This is a genomic window from Sphaerisporangium sp. NBC_01403, from assembly GCF_045040145.1.
Classification (GTDB): domain Bacteria; phylum Actinomycetota; class Actinomycetes; order Streptosporangiales; family Streptosporangiaceae; genus Sphaerisporangium; species Sphaerisporangium viridialbum.
This window is the reverse complement of sequence record NZ_CP109534.1, coordinates 9,452,486-9,471,959: the sequence shown is the minus strand read 5'-3', so window position 1 is coordinate 9,471,959 and position 19,474 is coordinate 9,452,486. Positions and strand designations below refer to the sequence as shown.

The 19,474-nt window shown below is 69.1% G+C and carries 10 protein-coding genes; 5 read left to right on the top strand and 5 right to left on the bottom strand.

Annotated elements, in window-relative coordinates; translation table 11 throughout:
• Positions 1–42 precede the first annotated feature (42 nt).
• A complete protein-coding gene (locus tag OG589_RS42860) occupies positions 43–6,681 on the bottom strand; it encodes a hypothetical protein (protein WP_405144631.1) in 6,639 nt (2,212 codons plus the stop codon).
• A 405-nt stretch (positions 6,682–7,086) separates the two neighbouring features.
• Positions 7,087–8,637 carry a glutamine-hydrolyzing GMP synthase gene (guaA, locus tag OG589_RS42855; RefSeq protein WP_405144630.1) on the bottom strand — a complete coding sequence of 517 codons (1,551 nt, stop codon included), beginning with the start codon at positions 8,635–8,637 and terminating at the stop codon, positions 7,087–7,089.
• A gap of 135 nt (positions 8,638–8,772) precedes the next feature.
• On the opposite strand from guaA, the gene OG589_RS42850 reads away from it, so the two are divergent.
• Complete coding sequence (locus OG589_RS42850; RefSeq protein ID WP_405144629.1) at positions 8,773–10,905, top strand: beta-propeller domain-containing protein; 2,133 nt, start codon at positions 8,773–8,775, stop codon at positions 10,903–10,905.
• Between the two features lie 129 nt (positions 10,906–11,034).
• Here OG589_RS42850 and glpD read toward each other — a convergent pair whose 3' ends face one another.
• Both glpD and OG589_RS42840 read right to left on the bottom strand, forming a co-directional pair.
• The gene (gene glpD, locus OG589_RS42845) at positions 11,035–12,720 is read right to left on the bottom strand and encodes a glycerol-3-phosphate dehydrogenase (protein ID WP_405152233.1); all 1,686 of its coding nucleotides are present in this window, start codon (positions 12,718–12,720) and stop codon (positions 11,035–11,037) included.
• Positions 12,721–13,425: 705 nt separating this feature from the next.
• Positions 13,426–14,196, bottom strand: coding sequence for a DeoR/GlpR family DNA-binding transcription regulator (locus OG589_RS42840; RefSeq protein WP_405144627.1), 771 nt, complete (start codon positions 14,194–14,196; stop codon positions 13,426–13,428).
• Between the two features lie 120 nt (positions 14,197–14,316).
• Between OG589_RS42840 and OG589_RS42835 the strand changes: the two genes are divergently transcribed.
• The 4 genes from OG589_RS42835 (at position 14,317) to OG589_RS42820 (ending at position 18,298) form a co-directional block, all read left to right on the top strand.
• Entirely contained in the window at positions 14,317–15,216 is a 900-nt protein-coding gene (locus OG589_RS42835) for an SIS domain-containing protein (RefSeq protein WP_405144625.1), read from the top strand.
• Positions 15,213–16,346, top strand: a complete 1,134-nt coding sequence (gene nagA, locus OG589_RS42830) for an N-acetylglucosamine-6-phosphate deacetylase (RefSeq protein WP_405144623.1) — start codon at positions 15,213–15,215, stop codon at positions 16,344–16,346. Before OG589_RS42835 ends, nagA begins: the two co-directional genes overlap by 4 nt.
• Positions 16,347–16,460: 114 nt before the next feature.
• On the top strand, positions 16,461–17,483 hold the full coding sequence (locus tag OG589_RS42825; protein ID WP_405144621.1) for a 1-phosphofructokinase family hexose kinase: 1,023 nt from the start codon (positions 16,461–16,463) through the stop codon (positions 17,481–17,483).
• Positions 17,471–18,298, top strand: a complete 828-nt coding sequence (locus OG589_RS42820; RefSeq protein ID WP_405144620.1) for a ketose-bisphosphate aldolase — start codon at positions 17,471–17,473, stop codon at positions 18,296–18,298. Before OG589_RS42825 ends, OG589_RS42820 begins: the two co-directional genes overlap by 13 nt.
• Before the next feature lie 56 nt (positions 18,299–18,354).
• Here OG589_RS42820 and OG589_RS42815 read toward each other — a convergent pair whose 3' ends face one another.
• A complete protein-coding gene (locus OG589_RS42815) occupies positions 18,355–19,473 on the bottom strand; it encodes a GuaB3 family IMP dehydrogenase-related protein (protein ID WP_405144618.1) in 1,119 nt (372 codons plus the stop codon).
• Position 19,474: the final 1 nt, after the last annotated feature.

Here is a 19,474-nt window from a genome sequence, read left to right as displayed (position 1 = left end):
CACAGTCGCCTTCCTTTCACTCGACGTTGAAGCGACTCGCGATCACCACCAGTGATGCGTATCGCCCTTCGGCGCTACCGCTATCGATTTGGCCTCTTTACAGTCGACCTTCACCCCGCCGATCGTCTGACCACAGAGCAAGAACACCGCCTGCCAGTAGATGTAGTCCGCCAAGGCGCCTTCGCAGTGCCCTGGACCTCGGTTCTCCCAACAGACCGTGGCCAGATCACCCTTGTGCTCCTTGTACCACTTCTCCGCTATCTTGTTGATTTCTTTGTCGAAGGCACTGTCTTTCTTGTCCTTATCGGAGACGTACCGCTCGTGGATGTCCGCCAGCGTTCGGGTGTCATCTATCCCGAAATAGAACATCAACAGAACTATGCCCACGAAGTGACGTACCGCGTTTCCCCCCCGAGAATGCTCATCCAGCCGCGAATGGACGAAGTTCTCGACCCTGAGCTTCATGGCGAACATCTTGGTGCACTTCAAAGCTCCGATTTCCCAATTGCAATCCCATATCTCACGCGGATTGATCCCGGTCGTGACGGTTCCTTGGCCATCCTCAGGGCCGTCAGAGCTGACAGGGTCTCCGCAGCCGGCTTCGTAGGAATTGCAACTTCCCTCCATAGGATCGACCTGGGTAAACCGCGCCGTCACAGGATTATAGAGGCGCGTGCCCATCAGGACGAGCCCGCCCAGTGCATCACTCGATCGCTGGCCGGCGCCGAGCCATCCATACCTGCTGGGAGCACTGGCAGGTGACCGCGCCGAGCCATATTCGGTGTACTCGGAATACGAATCCACGCCTACGGCAGCCGGGTCGTTGTCCAGTGTCGCCACGATATCGCCATGGGGGTTCGTGAGCTGGAGCTTGATCTCGCCTCCGCTCTTCTGAACGGCAGACATGCCATCGAACCCACCGATGTAGCGAGTCCACGAGCCGTCGGTCTCCGTGACCCAGGCAGGCGAGTCGCCCCCATCCGCATAGTGATTGGTCACCGTTCCCGGACTACCGCCGCTGGTGGTCGTCGACACAATTCGGCCTGCCGGGTCAAGGGCGAAACTCTTGGACAGGCTGCCCTGAACGAGGCTTCTGACCCTGTCGTCGGCGTAATAGCCGACGGTCACTTCCGCTCCGCCCGCCACGTGAGCGGCGGGAACAGTGGTCGTGCGCCCGAGGGCGTCGTAGGAGTAGCCCGAATTGGTGATGCGGTTGGCGTTGTCGTACGTGTAGGACTCACTGACCGGTGTCGTACCCGTGGTGCACGAGCCATCGGCAGCCGGTGCATAGCTGTCCAGGCGAGTGCGGTTGGAACTGTCATCGAACGCGTAGACCCTCGTCGCGCAGTTCACGAGATCGTACGAATCCTCCACCTTTGTGAGTTGCCCGAGCCTGTCGTAGCTGTAGCGGTTGAGGCTCTGCGGGGTGGCGGTCTGCGTAGTCTGGCTGGAAGCGTTGGCCTGCTCTTCCCACTGCAACCATGGTTGCCAGGTCGTACGGTCCATGCCGTAGCTGAGCCGGATTTGCCGTCCGGTGGTGTCGTGAACGCTGGACCGCCATAGGTTGTTCGGGAAGCTTTGCAAGTTGAGTTCCCCGTCGGGGCCGTAACCCGCGCGGAATGTGCCCGTGGTGGTCTGGATGCCGGTGACCAGGCCGCGGTGTTCGGCCTGCCCCCTGGCATCGGTGCCGTCGTAGGTGTATGAGGACACGCCCTTGCCGTCGTTCACTGATACAACATGGCCGTCGAGGTCATAGGTAGTGGTGGCGATGTTACCTGTCGCATCGGTAGTCGCCACCTCACGGCCTAGGGTGTCGTATTCGGACGAGAGCGTGATCCCGTCAGCGGATATCGTCTTCGGCAGGCCATTCTGAGGGTCGTAGGTGACGGTTCGTTCTCCCACCGGAGTGCCACCTGCGGCCTCAGGAGTGACGGTCAGCTTCAACGTGCGGACACGCCCGGCACCGTCGTAGGTGAAAGCGCTTGTCCGAGTAACCGAACCGGCGGTCTGCTTCTGGCTGGGGGGCAAGCCGAAGTAGTTGTACGCGGTCGTTTCCGTCACCGGGAGAGGCTGACCGGATGCCTGCTGCTTCGGCGCTTCCCGGCAGACCATCCCTGCCCATTCCGGCCTGTTTCCACATTGCGGATACGTCGCGTTGGCCCCCGCACCGTAGTAAGTGATCACGGTGGTACCCGGGTCGTTGCCGTTGCTAGCCGGGGTGCGCGACTCGACTATCCTGCCGGCCGAGTCGTAGCGGACACGCTTTGTCAGATCGCCCGAGTTGGCACCCTTGGTAACCGTTCCCGTTGTTGAGGCTCGTAGCTTCCACCCTGAGGCGCTCCCAGCGTCGATTGGGTCGTATCCCGCCTTCGTCAGCTGCACATCCCCTGAGGGGACGGAGGTGTCCCCATCTAGAACCAAGGGCTCGGCACGGAACGAAGTGAGGAGATGCCAGTTTTTGTCCTGGTAGGGCGTCCCGAACTCGTCGACGCCCGAGGTCGGCTTCCCCTCGTCGTAGAGATAGCTCGAACGGGAGCGGGCAGGGACCGTACGGCCGTCGGACAGCGACACCTCGCGGGCTGGACCGGTGACATTCCGCAGGTCGCCCTGTTCATCGTAGGTACTAGTGGTGGCGAGGAGATTCGCCCGGGCGGCGGTGTCCTGCTGAGCTGCCACGAAGGGCACGACCGTCCAGTCAGGACTGAGCGCCCGTTGCCGATTCCCGGGTGACAGCGACCAGGTGACAAGGCCTCGTTCGTCGTAGCGTGTTGAGGCGATCTGCCATCCGCCGCCACCGTAGCCAACGGAGTTCACGGGCCTACCTGCCACGTCCAGATAGGTCAGCGACGCATGGGACCAATCGCCGGCGCCGGGAGCATAGCTACCGTCTCCCCCTCTGGGGGGAACATGGGATGCGGGGAACAACGCGGCCCCGACGCGAGGCAGGTCCGTGATCTGGCCCCACTTCGCCGTCTCGGTCGCTGAGAGGTCCACGGGCGCACCGGTCCCGGTGATCGGCACACCGTAGACCACCGCCTGAACGGACTCGCCCTGCGGGGTGGTGCGAGCGATGTGGGCGAATCGTCCGGTCAGGTCATAGTCGAGTCGCCATGGCTCCACCCCCGGCGGAGATATCTGCGACAGGCGCCCCTGTCCGTTGTAGTAGTAGGTCGTGGACGTTCCCGCCAACGCGTCCGTCACCTGCCGGAGGTGACCCGTGCTGTCATAGGCGTAAGTGGTCACGACCGTGGTCTTCATGGCATTGCTATCGGGATCGAACGCCACGTAGCTGAGTCGCTTGACCTGGCCGGTGAAATCTCCCCAGCCTGCGGCGATACCCGTGGCGGTCGTGGCGGTGGCGTAGGTGATGTCCAGCGCCTTACAGCCCTTCACGAGACTGCTCGCACACGTCACCCCCGAAGGAACAGGCGCCAACAGGCGCGTATACCGTCCCTGCGAGTCACGGACGTACCCCACCTCGGACTCGTCGGCGGGGCGCGTCACCTTGTTGACCGTCCAACGGCCTTGGGCGTCCTTGGTCCACCTGGTAGTGGCGTCATTCCGAGACACATGCTTGAACTCTGTGGCCGAGGTTTTGATGATCTTCGATCCGTCGGCGTCCTCCCCGACTCCCGCGTAAGTGCCGCTCGAATCGATCGCGTAGACCAATGTGATTCGGCCAGGTCCGATCAGCAGCACGTAGCCTTCGCTCGTGTGATCTTCAAGTCGATAGGCCGACATGCCGCCACCAGAGGCGAAAGCAGCGGACCATCCCGGTCCGAACACGCCTAGAGACCCCTGCTCGTCATAGGGCAGAAGCGTTGTGTGTGTACGGTCCACCCCGAGCCCGCTCAAGGAGCCATCCGTCGCGGAAACGGTGAGGTCACCGGTGAGCACGGACACCTTGCCCGCCTCGAAGTCCGCCAGGGCACGGGGAGCGGCGAACCCGGCTCCCCCGTACACGATCAGCCGCGGGGAGGTGCACGACTCGGTCGTCCCGTTGGCGAAGCAGGGCCGTATCTGGACAGGTCCGTCAGCTCGACCAGCGGCGCGCAGCGTCGCGGCCAGGTCCCAGCTCAACTCGGCGAAGGGCTTGCCTGTGTCCGAACGAGCGACCGGCCACGCGGCGAGAGGAGCGGTCTCTCCTGGCCTGGTCACCTGCGCACTGGGAATCGCGGCCCAGGGTCCCGTCGATGTCAGGTCGGTTCGGTACTCGTAACGAACGCTGGTCCAGGTGCTCGCCGCATGGGCTGCCAGGGCGACGGCACGCTCGGTGCGAACGCCCGCCTCGGGCTTGGTCATCCCGCCCTGGCCTACGCCGAATCCATACGAGGAGACGGAGTTGTTGCCGACCTTGACGTACAGGATGTGCCAGCCGTCGTCAGGGCTGATGGAGATGTTGGAGACTCCACCGGAGCCGCCGCCGCTACCTTGCGTAGACGTCGCCGGATCGTCCAACCCCCAGGTGTAAGGCAGGGCCTTACCGGTGCCGTTGTTCAGCACGCAGGTGACCGCCCCTGGTTTCTTGGCCGACCACTGCCCCGCCGGGTAGTCCGCGCAGGTGACCGCGGGTGAGGCGACGGTGGTGTCCAGTGCGAACGATCGCCACACAGACCAGGCCGAGTAGACGACGCCATCGGAGGCGCGGGCCCGCCACCGCACATTCCATCCTTCTCGCAGCAGGCCCTGAGGAACCTTTACCAGCGCCGGCGCGTTCGCGGGCACGCTGTCGACGGCTCCGGACCAGATCAGTCCGGTGCCCTGCGACGGGGTGGTCGGGTCGTGTTCGAGCTCGAACTCCACCCTCTGGGGCACAGTGGCCGTGTCGGTCAGCCGGGCCTGCAACTCCGGGGTCACGGAAGTGACCACGACTCTGCTGTCGGGGAGAGTGACCGATGGCCAGGCCACCAGTGTCCCCATCTCGGGCGGCAAGGCGTAGGTCACCGACAGCATCGGCGGGCGCGCGTCGGCGGCGTTGTAGGTGGACGAGTGGAAGAGCCGCTCGAAGGGCTGGTTGTCGACGGTGGTGGATTCGGTGGCCAGGCGCAGTGTCACCCCGTTACCGGCCGCTCCGTCGGCCCATGCCTGGGCGATGTCGGTCACCGGCCACACCCATCTAGCCCCCTGGGTGGGGTACGACCCGCTGGAGCACCCGGTCGGATCGGTGATCGTCTGCTCGCCTGCGGAGGTCGTCGCCGGCTGGTTGCCCCAGCCGACGCTCTGTGTCCAGCTCGCGGTGACGCGCTGTACCTTGATGGCCACCTGTGGCAGGCAACCCCAGTTACCCGGTGTCACCGAGGGAGTCTCCGGTGTCGGGGTGGTCGTCGGGCAGGCCCCCAAGGACTTCCACAGCACGCCGAGATCCGCGCCAGGAGCCACCGTGCTGTCAGGGTAGATCTCCGTCAGCGCCTGCCAGTGCTTGCTGTTGTACGAGACGCGGTCGCCCGGGGAGTACCTTCCTCTCGCCCAGGCGGCGTACTGGCAGGTGACCACGGGCGTCGGCGTCGGCGGAGGATACGCGGTCGGGCGCACCTCCCCGCCAGGACTCCACAGCTCCAGCTTGGCATCAGTGATTTTCTTCCCTACGAGGCTGGAGGTGTCGAACCCCAGGAGTGCGCGGGAGAAGGTACGGATGCGGTTGCTACTGGAGTTGTACACGTCCTGATTACCAACATCGAGCCGGTTGCTCGGAAAGAACGAGCCCGGGCCCGAGTACACGGTCGCGTTCTTGCTGACCGGCAGGGTCATGGTGGGATCCACGGTCACCGGATAGGTGGTGTGGGGATCGGCGAGGAAGGCGGGGTCGGGCTTGAGCACCAGGGCTTGCCTGCCGTGGTCTGAGACGACGCTGGTCGCGATCTCACTGTGCTGAACGCCGTCCGCCGCCTGCGCTCCCTGTGCCGGCGAGTCGTACATGAAGGGCTCAGGAGCTTCCGCGACCGTCTTGCCCTTGTCGTCCGCCAGCTTCAGCCCGCCGGATTTGGTCATGCCCAGTTTCAAGCCCTCGGTCCGCACCGGGATCCTGAACTCCACCGGACCCGAAGGCCGCTCGCGCAACACCACATCGTGGCGGAACCCCGCAGCTAGCGCGGTGACGACCAGATCCGCCCCCGGCAGCCCGGCAGCATCCGCATAAGTCGCGACATTTCCTTGAATGGTCGGCCTGGGCAGCGCGGTCGGCCATTCCAGTGCGAACGTCTGCCCGTCCGCACGGGTCATCTTCGCCAGCGGGCGCCCTTCACCCCCGGCGGAGAATTCCACACCCGCTTGTTCCATGGCGGCTTTCGGCTTCAGGTAGCCGTCGACCTCGATCAGATCAGTATCGACCGGCACCCATTTGCCGTCCTTCTGGACACGTGCCACGCCCGGGACGCTTTCCACCGTCACCGTCTGGTCGGGGTTCGCATATGCCAGCGTTGACTCAGTGGTGTCCGAGGCGATCAATACTCGCGACTTCTGTAGGCGCGCCGTCAACAGCGCCGACACCCGATCCGGACGCTCCGCGACCGGCTTTCCACTCGCGGCCTTCACCGGTGGAGCCGAGGTGTCCGCCATCACGGGCGTGCCGGCGAGCAGCGATCCCATCAAGGCGAAGGCGCTCAAGGCGCTGGTGCCACGCAGCAGTCGCCGCCCCTTTCCCAACGAAGGAACAAATGAATAAGGGACGGCGCGTAAACCCATTGACAACTCCTCAGCGATCTGCCGGAGCGGCTTGTAAGGCGCCTTTGTAAACCGCCAAACGACTTGACGTTAAGCGCTCATGATCGACTGGAGAAGCCCAGAAGTGATCTAGGGTCGCGTGAAAAATATCACATCACGCAAAAAGCGATCAGGTAGTGACAAAATGCGGAAATATTGACATAATCTTCGCCTTTAGCGCTCGCCTACGAGTGCATCGACCCGCCTGAGTCCATCCGGCGGGACCGCGCCACCAACCGGCCGTCATGGCGTGCTGATGGACACGGGGCTGAGCACGGCGGGGCGGCCGTACGTAGTCCAGGCACCGGCCGTGCCGAAAGTCGCCGGCCGCGCCGAAAAGTAGGGGCGCCTACCGGTCGAAGCGACGGACGCTCGCTGTCGGGCCGGTTACTCCCACTCGATGGTGCCCGGGGGCTTGCTGGTGACGTCGAGGACGACGCGGTTGATCTCGCGGACCTCGTTGGTGATGCGGGTGGAGATGCGGGCCAGCACGTCGTAAGGCACGCGGGACCAGTCGGCCGTCATGGCGTCCTCGCTGGTCACCGGCCTGAGCACGACCGGGTGGCCGTACGTGCGGCCGTCGCCCTGGACGCCGACGGAGCGCACGTCGGCGAGCAGCACGACCGGGCACTGCCAGATGTCGCGGTCGAGACCGGCGCGGGACAGCTCCTCGCGGGCGATGGCGTCGGCCTCGCGCAGGATGACCAGCCGGTCGTGGGTGACCTCGCCCACGATGCGGATGCCGAGCCCGGGACCGGGGAACGGCTGGCGCCACACCATCGCGGAAGGCAGGCCGAGCTCCTCGCCCGCCCGGCGGACCTCGTCCTTGAACAGGGTGCGCAGGGGCTCGACCAGGGAGAACTTCAGGTCGTCCGGCAGGCCGCCCACGTTGTGGTGGGACTTGATGTTGGCCGTGCCCGTGCCGCCGCCCGACTCGACCACGTCGGGGTACAGGGTGCCCTGGACGAGGAAGTCGACGGGGCCGTCGGCCAGGATGGCACGCTGCTCATCCTCGAAGACCCGGATGAACTCGCGGCCGATGATCTTGCGCTTCTCCTCGGGGTCGGACACCCCGGACAGCGCCTTCAGGAACCGCTCGGCGGCGTCCACGACCCGCAGCTTCACGCCCGTGGCCGCCACGAAGTCACGCTCGACCTGCTCGGCCTCGCCCTTGCGAAGCAGCCCGTGGTCGACGAAGACGCAGGTCAGCCGGTCGCCGATGGCCCGCTGGACGATCGCGGCGGCCACCGCGGAGTCGACGCCTCCGGACAGCCCGCAGATCGCCCGCCCCTCGGGCCCGACCTGCTCGCGCACGGCCTCGATGGCGTCCTCGACGATGTTGAGCATGGTCCAGGACGGGCGGCAGCCCGCCGCGTCGAGGAAGTGCTTCATCACGGCCTGGCCGTGCTCGGAATGCAGGACCTCGGGGTGGAACTGCACGCCGTACAGGCCCCTGTCGGGGCACTCCATGGCCGCGACCGGGGTGTCCTTGGTCCACGCGGTGACCTCGAAGCCCTGCGGGGCCGAGGCGACGCTGTCGCCGTGCGACATCCAGACCGACTGGGCCGAGGGAAGCCCGGCGAACAGCACGCCCTCGCTGCCCACGGTCAGCGGTGTGCCGCCGTACTCGGCGATGCCCGTCTGGGCGACCTGGCCACCGAGGACCCGGGCCATCTCCTGGAAGCCGTAGCAGATGCCGAAGGTCGGCACCCCGGTCTCGAACAGCCCTTCGGGAGCCGCCGGGGCACCCTCGGCGTACACGGAGGAGGGGCCGCCGGACAGGATGATCGCCTTCGGGTTCTTGGCCAGCATCTCGCTCACCGGCATGGTCGAGGGGACGATCTCGGAGTACACATGGCACTCACGGACCCGGCGCGCGATCAGCTGCGCATACTGCGCGCCGAAGTCGACGACAAGCACCGTGTCGAACTCAGACACCGAAAAGACCCCCCAAAAGACGCCGCGGTCCCCACAGTCTATCGGCGGCCACCGCTGCCGGGACGCCGCCCAAGATCCTCCGGTACGTCCGCTCGCGATCCTGAACCGCGCCGTCGCGAAATGCGTCGTAGGGGCATGAGGACTTCACTTGGTACGGCTGCGGCCGTCGCGCTCGCCGTAGGGCTTGTGGCGGCGGCCTGCACGAACGGCGGGAGCCCTGCGGCGACCAGCGCCGGGGAACCCGTGGCATTGGGCAATATAAAGCTCGTTTCGTACACCGGCTGCGACGACATGCTGGCGGGTTTGCGCAAGGCCACGGCGGAGAACGTCGGCCCCTACGGCCTCGGCGGGAACATGATCTTCTTCGCCACCGGCGGGGCGGCCGACGCCATGGCGAAGTCCGAGGCGCGGTCGTCCGGGCCCTCCTACTCGACCACGAACGTCAACGAGGCGGGCGTCGACGAACCCGACCTGGTGAAGACCGACGGCAAGCGGATCATCAGCTTCAGCAGGGGCCTGCTGCGCGTGGTCGACGTGGCGTCGAAGAAGGTCACCGGCACGCTGCGGCTCATACCGGCCGATCAGGGCTGGTCACCGGGCGACCTGCTGGTCCACGGCGACCGCGCGCTCGTGCTCCTCTCCGGCGGTGGCGGCGCCATCCCGATGGGGGCCATGGCCAAGCGGCCCGCGTTCGCCGGACCGAAGTACGTCCTGGTGGACCTCAAGGACCTGAAGGTCCTCGGGTCGATCACCCCGGCCGGCAGCCACGTGGACGCCCGCATGACCGGCTCGGCCGTACGGATCGTGGTCAGGTCGCAGCCCGAGATCACCTTCCCCGAGGGCCGTCCGGACGAGCCGGAGGCGAGCCTGATCAAGCGCAACCAGGACGCCGTGCGCGCCGCGCCGATCGACGCCTGGCTCCCGGCGTACGAGATCGCGGGACCCGACGGCACGACCCGCAAGGAGAAGGTGAAGTGCGAGCAGGTCAGCCACCCGGAGGACTACACCGGAACCTCGATGCTGACCGTGCACACGATCGACCTGGAAGCCGGGCTCGGCACCGACGACCCGATCAGCGTGGCCGCCGACGGTGACACCGTCTACGCCACCCCGACCAGCCTGTACGTCACCAGCAACCCCCGCTGGTGGATGCGGCGCGTGGTGGACGACATCTCCCGGCCGGAGACGACCAGCACGGAACCCTCCCCCGGGAGCGCGGAGGCGTCTCCCTCTGGCACGGTCATCGCCCCCAAGGACCCGCCGAGCTCGCCCCCGGCCGAGAAGGTCGAGCCGAGCGACGACCCGTCGATGCCCACGCTGCTCCCGGAACCCACGGCTACGCCCCCGGGATCCACGGTGTCGCCGAGCGCCGAGAGCACTCCCGAGTTCGAGGCGCCGCCGGAGCAGACCGAGGTGCACAGGTTCGACATCACCGCGGCGGGAGCCCCCAGGTACGTCGCCTCCGGGGTGGTCCCCGGACGCCTGCTCAACCAGTACTCCCTGTCGGACTACGAGGGGAACCTCCGGGTGGCCACCACGTCGTTCGGTGGCGAGGGGGTGGCGTCGGCCAGGAGTTCGAGCGCGGTCTACGTGCTCAACGCGGACACGCTGGCCAAGACCGGCGAGGTCACCGGCCTGGGCAACGGCGAGCGCATCTACTCGGTGCGCTTCATCGGGCCCGTCGGGTACGTCGTGACGTTCAAGCAGGTGGACCCGCTCTACACGATCGACCTGCGGGACCCGGCGCACCCCAAGGTCACCGGCGAGCTGAAGATCACCGGGTACTCCGCCTATCTCCACCCGGCCGGCGACGGGCGGCTGATCGGCATCGGCCAGGAGGCGAGCGACAAGGGCAGGACCCTGGGAACGCAGGTCTCGCTGTTCGACGTCAGCGACCCCGCCAAGCCGGCCCGGCTGTCGCAGTACCACCAGAAGGACTCCGGTTCGGAGGCCGAGTGGGACCCGCACGCGTTCCTGTACTGGCCCGAGTCCGGGCTCGCGATGCTGCCCCTCAGCACCTGGGGCGCCGAGGCGCAGGAGGGCCAGACCGCCGCGCTCGTGATGAAGGTCGGGGACGACGCGATCACCAAGACCGGGCTGGTCACCCACCCGAGGCCGAAGAACTCCAACGACCCGATGCCGCCCGACGCGATGATCAGGCGCTGCCTCGTCATCGGGGACACCCTGTGGACGCTCTCCGACATGGGGCTCAAGGCCAGCGACGCGACGACCCTGGCCGACCAGGGCTGGATCCCCTTCACCACCTGACGTCCGTCCGGCCGAGCCGGATCGACACGCTTCCGGGCCGTATCGCGCAGTACGGCCCGGAGTGCCAGGCCGCACGTCCCGGTCCCGGATCTGACGGGACGGGGACGTGCGGCCGAGGCAGACCCCGGCTCAGACGCGCTTGACCTCCGGCTCCCCTGAGGGGACGATCTCGGGGGCGCCGAGGCGGATGGCGTCGGCCTCCTGGTCGGTGTCCTGCTCCTGGGAGGCCCGCTCGGCCTCCACGCGCTTGGTGTAGTACTCGACCTCGCGCTTGACCTGCTCGGCGTCCCACCCGAGCGGCCCGGCCATCAGCTCGGCCGCCTCCTCCGCCACGGCGGTGCCCCGGTGGAAGGTCTCGATCGAGATGCGCGTGCGGCGCGTGAGCGCGTCGTTGAGGTGGCGGGCGCCCTCGTGGGTGGCCGCGTACACGATCTCCGCCCTGAGGTAGTCGTCGGCGCCGCTCAGCGGGCGGGCCAGCGACGGGTCGCGCTCGATCAGCGCCAGCACCTCGTCGATCAGCGAGCCGTACCTCTGCAGCAGGTGCTCGATGCGCGCGACGTGCAGGCCCGAGGAGCGCGCCAGGCGGTGCCGCGAGTTCCACAACGCCTGGTAGCCCTCGGCGCCCACGAGCGGGATCTTGTCGGTGCAGGAAGCCGGCACGCGCTGGTCGAGCCCGTGCGCGACCGCGTCCACCGCGTCCTTGGCCATCACGCGGTACGTCGTGTACTTCCCGCCCGCGATCATGACGAGGCCGGGGACCGGGTGGGTGACGACGTGCTCCCGCGAGAGCTTGGAGGTCTCCTCGGACTCCCCGGCCAGCAGCGGGCGCAGCCCGGCGTACACGCCCTCGACGTCGTCACGGGTCAGCGGCACCGAGAGCACGGCGTTGATGTGGTCGAGCACGTAGTCGATGTCCTGGCGGGAGGCGGCCGGGTGGGCCTTGTCCAGTTCCCACTGGGTGTCGGTGGTGCCGATGATCCAGTGCCGTCCCCACGGAATCACGAAAAGCACCGATTTTTCGGTGCGAAGGATGATTCCGGTGAGCGAGTGGATCCGGTCACGCGGGACGACGAGGTGGACGCCCTTGGACGCGCGCACGTGGATCTGGCCGCGACCCCCGACCATCTCCTGGATCTCGTCGGTCCACACCCCGGTCGCGTTGACCACCTGACGCGCGCGGACGTCGAACTCGGTGCCGGTCTCCAGGTCGCGCACCCGTACCCCGGTCACGCGCTCGCCCTCGCGCAGGAAGCTGACGACCTTGGTGCGGGACGCGATCTGGGCCCCGTACGCGGCGGCGGTGCGCAGCATCGTGGTGACGTGCCGGGCGTCGTCCACCTGGGCGTCCCAGTACTGCACCGCGCCGGTGAGCGAGGACTTGCGCAGCGCCGGGGCGAGCCGGAGGGCCCTGCGGCGCGACAGGTGACGGTGGCCGGGCACCCCTCGGGAAAGGCCGGTGGAGAAGCCGAGCGAGTCGTACAGCGTCAGTCCCGCGCCCACGTACGGCCGCTCCCAGACGTGGTGGGTGAGCGGGAACAGGAAGGGCACCGGGCGCACGAGGTGCGGGGCGATGCGCTGGAGCAGCAGCGCCCGCTCCTGCAACGCCTCGCGCACGAGGTCGAAGTTGAGCTGCTCCAGGTAGCGCAGGCCGCCGTGGATCAGCTTGGAGGACCGGGAGGAGGTGCCGGAGGCGAAGTCGCGCGCCTCGACGAGACCGACCGACAGCCCGCGCGTCACGGCGTCCAGCGCGACGCCGGAGCCGACCACGCCGCCGCCGACCACGATCACGTCGAGCTCCTGCTGGGGGTCGGCCATGCGGGCCAGCGCGGCCGACCGCTCGGCCGGCCCTATGCGGGCCGAGTAGACGCCCCCGCCCCGGGACTGCACATCAGCGCCGTCCCACTGAACACGTCCGTCACCGCGCTGAGCGTCCACGCCCCCGCCATCCCGCCCGGCCGCACCGTCGCCTCGCCCGGCGTCCGGGCTCGCGCCATCGGGCCGGATCTCGCCATGCTCGGCATCCGTACTCACACCATCTCGCGGGGCCTCGGCGTCGCCGTGCCCGGCACCGGGTGTCCGGGCGTTCTCCAGGGCGACGTCGTCCTTCTCACCGGGCCGGGAGTCCCGGCCGGTCTTGCCCGGCCCGACCCCGCTGGCTGTGTGCGCTGTCATTGCGATCCCCCTGGGGTGCGGCTTGTCGCGTTGTGTCCTATTTCTACCCGCGAGTAGATACCTGCATGCCGTGAGCGGACCCCGCCGGGGATGAGCCTCCTCACAGTCGGCGACTCATGGGTCGACTGCTCCCACATCGCCCCCTTCACGTCACCCCCGTCACACGGCCGCGGGAGGTAGATCTTCTCCGGCACCCCGAACCGTAGATCCTTCACGCGGGCGCGCGAAGACCGCGGATCCTTCACCGGATACCCCGGTGAACGGCGATCACGCTCCTGAGCGGGCGCGTGTCGGACCCGCACTCGGGCACGCCGTCTCGCCGGGCCCATGCTCGGGCCCCCGCCGTCTTCAGACCCGCACCACCTCGACACCGGCCTCGGTGAACGCCTCGGCGGCGGCGTCGGGGAGCCCGGCGTCGGTGATCAGCGTGTCGATCCGGTCGATGGGACAGATCTTCGCGAAGGCCCGGCGGCCCACCTTGGAGGCGTCGGCGACGGCGACCACGCGGGCGGCCCGCCCGATCAGCAGGTTGTTCACGCTGGCCTCGCCCTCGTGGTGCGCGGACGCGCCCGCCTCCGCGTCGATGCCGTCGACCCCGAGGAAGGCGATGTCCAGGGTCACCTGTTCCAGCACCCCGGACGACAGCGGGCCGATCAGCTCGTACGACTGCGGCCTCGCGACCCCGCCGGTCACCACGATCTTGACGTTCTGCCGCACGGTCAGCTCCGCGGCGATGTTGAGGGCGTTGGTCACGACGGTGAGCCTGGCGCCCGGCTCCGCCCGCAGGGCCAGCGTCCTCGCGACCTCGGAGGTCGTCGTACCGCCGTTCATGCCGACGACGGCGCCCGGCGGGACCAGCTCGGCCGCGGCCTCCGCGATGCGCTGCTTCTCTCCGGCGTGCCTGGCCGTCTTGTAGCGGAGCGGGAGGTCGTAGCTGACGCTCTGGGCGACGGCGCCGCCCCGCGTGCGCATGAGCATCTGCTGCTGGGACAGCTCGTCGAAGTCGCGCCGGATCGTCGCCGTCGAGACCTGCAGGGTCTCCGCGGCCTCCTCGACCGTGAGGCGCCCGTGCTGGGCCAGCAGCTCCAGCACGGCGTTCCAGCGTTCATACCGGCTCATGGTCCCAAAGCGTGGCACACGACCTGAGTTCGCACACCAGGATGGCTGCCACCCGATGCACAATCGTGCTTATTAGTGCTATAAAAAGTGCAGAACAAATCAAATCGGAGGAACCGGCCCGTGACGACGCACACCGAGACCGAGATCGCCTCTCAGCCGGACTGCTGGAGCCGTGCGGTGGAGCTGGCCGGAACCGCGGCGCTCCCCCGGCCCGGCGAGCGCGTCGCCGTCATCGGCTGCGGCACCTCGTGGTTCATGGCCCAGGCCTATGCCGTCCTCCGCGAGGCGGCCGGGCACGGCGAGACCGACGCGTTCGCCGCGTCGGAGGCCCCGCTCGGCCGGACGGACGGCGGCTCGCCCGGCCGCCCGTACGACAGGGTGCTCGCGCTGACCCGCTCCGGCACCACGACCGAGGTGCTCGACCTCCTGCGCCGGCTCGACGGCACGAGGACCACGGCGATCACCGCCGATCCGGACACTCCCGTCATGACACTCGCGGACGAGGTCGTCGTGCTCGACTTCGCCGACGAGAAGTCCGTCGTCCAGACGCGCTTCGCCACCACGCAGCTCGCGCTGCTCCGAGCCCACCTCGGCGAGGACCTCGGCCGGGCCATCGCCGACGTCGAGCGCGCCGTCGCCGAGCCCGTTCCCGCCGAGCTCGTCGGCGCCGAGCAGTTCTCCTTCCTCGGCCGGGGCTGGACCTGCGGGCTCGCGCAGGAGGCGGCGCTGAAGATGCGGGAGGCCTCGCGCTCGTGGACCGAGGCGTACCCGGCCATGGAGTACCGCCACGGCCCGATCAGCATCGCGGGGCCCGGTCGCGTCACCTGGATGCTCGGCACCGCCCCCGAGGGCCTGGCCGGCGACGTGCGGAACGCGGGCGGCACCTTCGTCACCCGCGACGCCGACCCGATGGCCGAGCTGGTGCGGGTGCAGCGGGTCGCGGTGGCACGCGCGCACGCCCAGGGACTGGACCCCGACCAGCCGCTTCACCTAACCCGATCTGTGATCCTGTCCTCATGAGCATCACACTCGCCGACGCCCGCGTCGTGACCCCCGACGGTGTGCACGAGGGCTGGATCACCATCGAGGACGGCCGCGTCACCCACATCGGCCAGGGCCAGGCGCCCCGTGACGGGCACAGCCTGGCCGGGCGGTACGTCGTCCCCGGCTTCGTCGACATCCACACCCACGGCGGGGCCGGGGGTTCCTTCCCCTCCGGCGACCAGGAGGAGGCGCGGCGGGTCGCGGCCTTCCACGCCGCGCACGGCACCACGACGATCATGGCGAGCCTGGTCACCGCGTCGCTCGCGGACCTCGCTCGCGCCACCTCCGCCCTCGCCGAACTGTGCGACGACGGGCTGCTCGCGGGCGTCCACTTCGAGGGGCCGTACATCGCCCGGTCGCGCTGCGGCGCGCACGACCCCACGCTGCTCCGCCACCCCTCGGCCGGCGAGCTGGCCGGCCTGCTTAAGGCCGGCCGGGGGCACGTGCGGATGCTCACCATCGCCCCCGAGCTGCCGGGCGGCCTCGACACGATCCGCGCCGCCGTCTCCGAGGGCGTCATCGCGGCCCTCGGCCACAGCGACGCCACCTACGAGCAGGCCATCGCGGGCATCGAGGCGGGCTGCACGGTCGCCACCCACCTGTACAACGCCCTGCCGCCGCTGCACCACCGCGAGCCCGGGCCGATGGCCGCACTGCTGGAGGACGAGCGCGTGACCATCGAGCTGATCAACGACGGGGTGCACGTGCACCCGGCGATGATGAGGCTGGCGGGCACGGTCGCCGGCGCGGGCCGTACGGCGCTGATCACCGACGCGATGGCCGCCGCGGGCATGGGCGACGGCACCTACCGGCTCGGCTCCATGGAGGTGGAGGTGTCGGACGGCGCCGCCAGGCTCGTGGAGGGCGGTGCCATCGCGGGCAGCACGCTGACCATGGACGTCGCCTTCCGGCGCGCGGTCCAGGAGGTCGGCCTGTCCGTGGCCGAGGCCGCCGAGATGGCGTCGCTCACTCCGGCCCGCGTCCTCGGCGTGGACGGCCGCGTGGGCTCGATCTCCGTCGGCAAGGACGCCGATCTCGTGGTGCTCAACGACGACCTCACCCTCCACGACGTCATGCGCCAAGGCACCTGGATCAGCTCCCCATGACCCCGCCCACGCACCCATGACCCCCGCGCCTCCCTCCGTGACCGCCCCGGCGCAGGCCTCCGCGGGGACTACGGCGCAGGTCTCCCTGACCGCCTCGGACGGCGGGGCGGCGGCGTGATCGTCACGGTCACGCTGAACGCGGCGCTCGACGTGACGTACGCGGTCGACGGCGTGGACTGGGACGGGGTGAACCGCGTCCACGCCGTGCACCGCAGGGCGGGCGGCAAGGGGGTGAACGTCGCCAGGGTTCTGGCGGCTCTCGGCTGCGAGATCGTGGTGGCCGGCTTCGCCGGAGGCGTGACAGGAACGGCGATCGAGACCGACCTGGCCACCGCGGGCCTCCCCGCCTCCCTGACCCCCATCCCCACCGAATCCCGCACCACCCTCGCCATCTCCGACGCACCCCCCACCTCCCCCCGGACGCACCCCACCCCACCCTCCGGCGTGGTCGGGCGGGTCGCGCTTTTCAATGAGGCGGGGCCTGAGGTCACGTCGAGCGATCTTGAGCGATTTATCACGACATTTCTTGATCTGCTGGGTGCGGCGGAGGCCGTAGTCCTGTCCGGGAGCCTGCCGCAAGGGGTACCGGCCGACTTCTACGCGACGCTCGCCCGATACGCCCGCGAGCGCGGCGTACCCGCGATCGTGGACGCGGACGGCGACCCGCTGAGGCTCGCCCCCGCGGGACGGCCCTCGATCCTCAAGCCCAACGCCCACGAACTGGCCCGCGCGCTCGGCGGACCCTCCGCGCCGTCCACCTCGCCGGAGTCACTCGGAACCTCCCCTCGGCTTTCCTCCTTTGACGGGCAGCTGGCCGGGGCCGAGGCGCTTCGCCTGGCGGGGGCGGAGTCGGTGGTGGTGTCGATGGGAGCCGACGGCCTCGTGGCCGTCACCCCGGAGGGTTCGTGGCGGGCCCGCATGCCGTACCAGGTGAACGGCAACCCGACCGGCGCGGGCGACGCCCTGGTCGCCGGCCTCGCGCTCGGCCTGGTGCGGGGCACCCCCTGGCCGGAACGCCTGCGTACGGCCGCGGCACTCGGCGCCGCCGCCGTCGCCACCCCGGTCGCCGGGGAGATCGACCTCGAGGTCTACAGAACCATCAGCACCGAGATCGGAGTCGAGCCATGCCCCTCGTGACCACCGGCGACATCCTCAGTCAGGCCCCCTCGGGCGTGGGCGCCTTCAACGTGATCCAGCTTGAGCACGCCGAGGCGATCGTCTCCGGGGCCGAGGCGGCGAGCAGCCCCGTGGTGCTGCAGATCAGCGAGAACTGCGTCCGCTACCACGGGGCACTCAAACCACTCGCGCTCGCGTGCCTGGCCATCGCCGAGGCCTCGGCGACGGCCGTGGCGGTCCACCTGGACCACGCCACAGACCGCGCCCTGGTGGAGGAGGCCGTACGCCTGGGCATTGGATCGGTGATGTTCGACGCGTCCGCGCTGCCGGACGCGGAGAACGTGACGGCGACGGCCGAGGTCGCGGCCTGGTGCCACGAGCGCGACGTCTGGGTCGAGGCGGAGCTGGGCGAGATCGGCGGCAAGGACGGCGTGCACGCGCCGGGTGTGCGCACCAGGCCGGGGGAAGCGGTCTCCTACGTGGCGGCGACCGGAGTGGACGCCCTCGCCGTGGCGGTGGGCAGCTCCCACGCCATGACCACCAGGGACGCCGTGCTCGACCTCAAGCTGATCGGCGAGCTGCGGGAGGCGGTGGCGGTGCCGCTGGTGCTCCACGGCTCCTCAGGCGTGCCGGACGACACACTGCGCGAGGCCGTGCGGCACGGCATGAAGAAGATCAACATCGCGACGCACCTGAACAGGGCCTTCACCGGCGCCGTACGGGACCACCTGGCCACCGACCCCGCGACCGTGGACTCCCGCAAGTACCTCACCAGCGCCCGCGAAGCCGTCGCCCAGGAGGTCACCCACCTCCTGAACCTCCTCACCACCCCCTGACCAGGACGGTTCGCCAGCCTTCCCCCGGGTGCGGCGCCGGGGGAAGGGGAGCCGGGTCAGTGGACGTGAGGGGCGACGACCACCTCGACGCGCTGGAACTCCTTGAGGTCGGAGTAGCCCGCCGTGGCCATCGTGCGGCGCAGCGCGCCCATGAGGTTCATCGAGCCGTCGGCGACGCTGGACGGGCCGTGGAGGATCTGCTCCATGGTGCCGATCGTGCCGACCTCCACGCGGGCGCCTCGCGGCAGCTCGCCGTGGTGGGCCTCGGAGCCCCAGTGGTGGCCGCGCCCCGGAGCCTCGGCGGCGCGGGCCAGCGGGGAGCCGACCATGACGGCGTCGGACCCGCAGGCGATGGCCTTGGCGATGTCGCCGGAGCTGGTCATGCCGCCGTCGGCGATCACGTGGACATACCGGCCGCCGGACTCGTCGAGGTAGTCGCGGCGGGCGGCGGCGACGTCGCCGATCGCGGTGGCCATCGGCACCGCCACGCCGAGCACGGTGCGCGTGGTGTGGCCGGAGCCGCCGCCGAAGCCCACCAGGACGCCCGCGGCGCCGGTGCGCATCAGGTGAAGCGCCGCCGTGTACGTCGCGCAGCCGCCGACGATGACGGGGACGTCGAGCTCGTAGATGAACTGCTTGAGGTTGAGCGGCTCCGCCCGGCCCGAGACGTGCTCGGCGGAGACCGTGGTGCCCCGGATGACGAAGATGTCGACCCCGGCGTCGATCACGGCCTTGTAGTGCTGCGCGGTGCGCTGGGGTGACAGCCGCGCGGCGGTCGTCACGCCGGCGGACCTGATCTCCTCGATGCGGCGCCCGATGAGCTCGTCGCTGATCGGCGCGGAGTAGATCTCCTGGAGCCGCTTGGTGGCGGCCTCTCCCCGCAGCTCGGCGACCTCCGACAGCAGCGAGGCGGGGTCGTCGTAGCGGGTCCAGAGCCCTTCGAGGTCGAGCACGGCGAGCCCGCCGAGGCGCCCGATCTCGATTGCCGTCTTGGGCGAGACGACGCTGTCCATGGGGCTCACCACCACGGGCAGCTCGAAGCGGTAGGCGTCGATCTGCCAGGCGATCGAGACCTCCTCGGGGTCACGGGTGCGCCGCGACGGCACGATGCCGATCTCGTCCAGCGCGTAACCCCGGCGCCCGCTCTTGCCACGCCCGATCTCTACCTGAGTCATG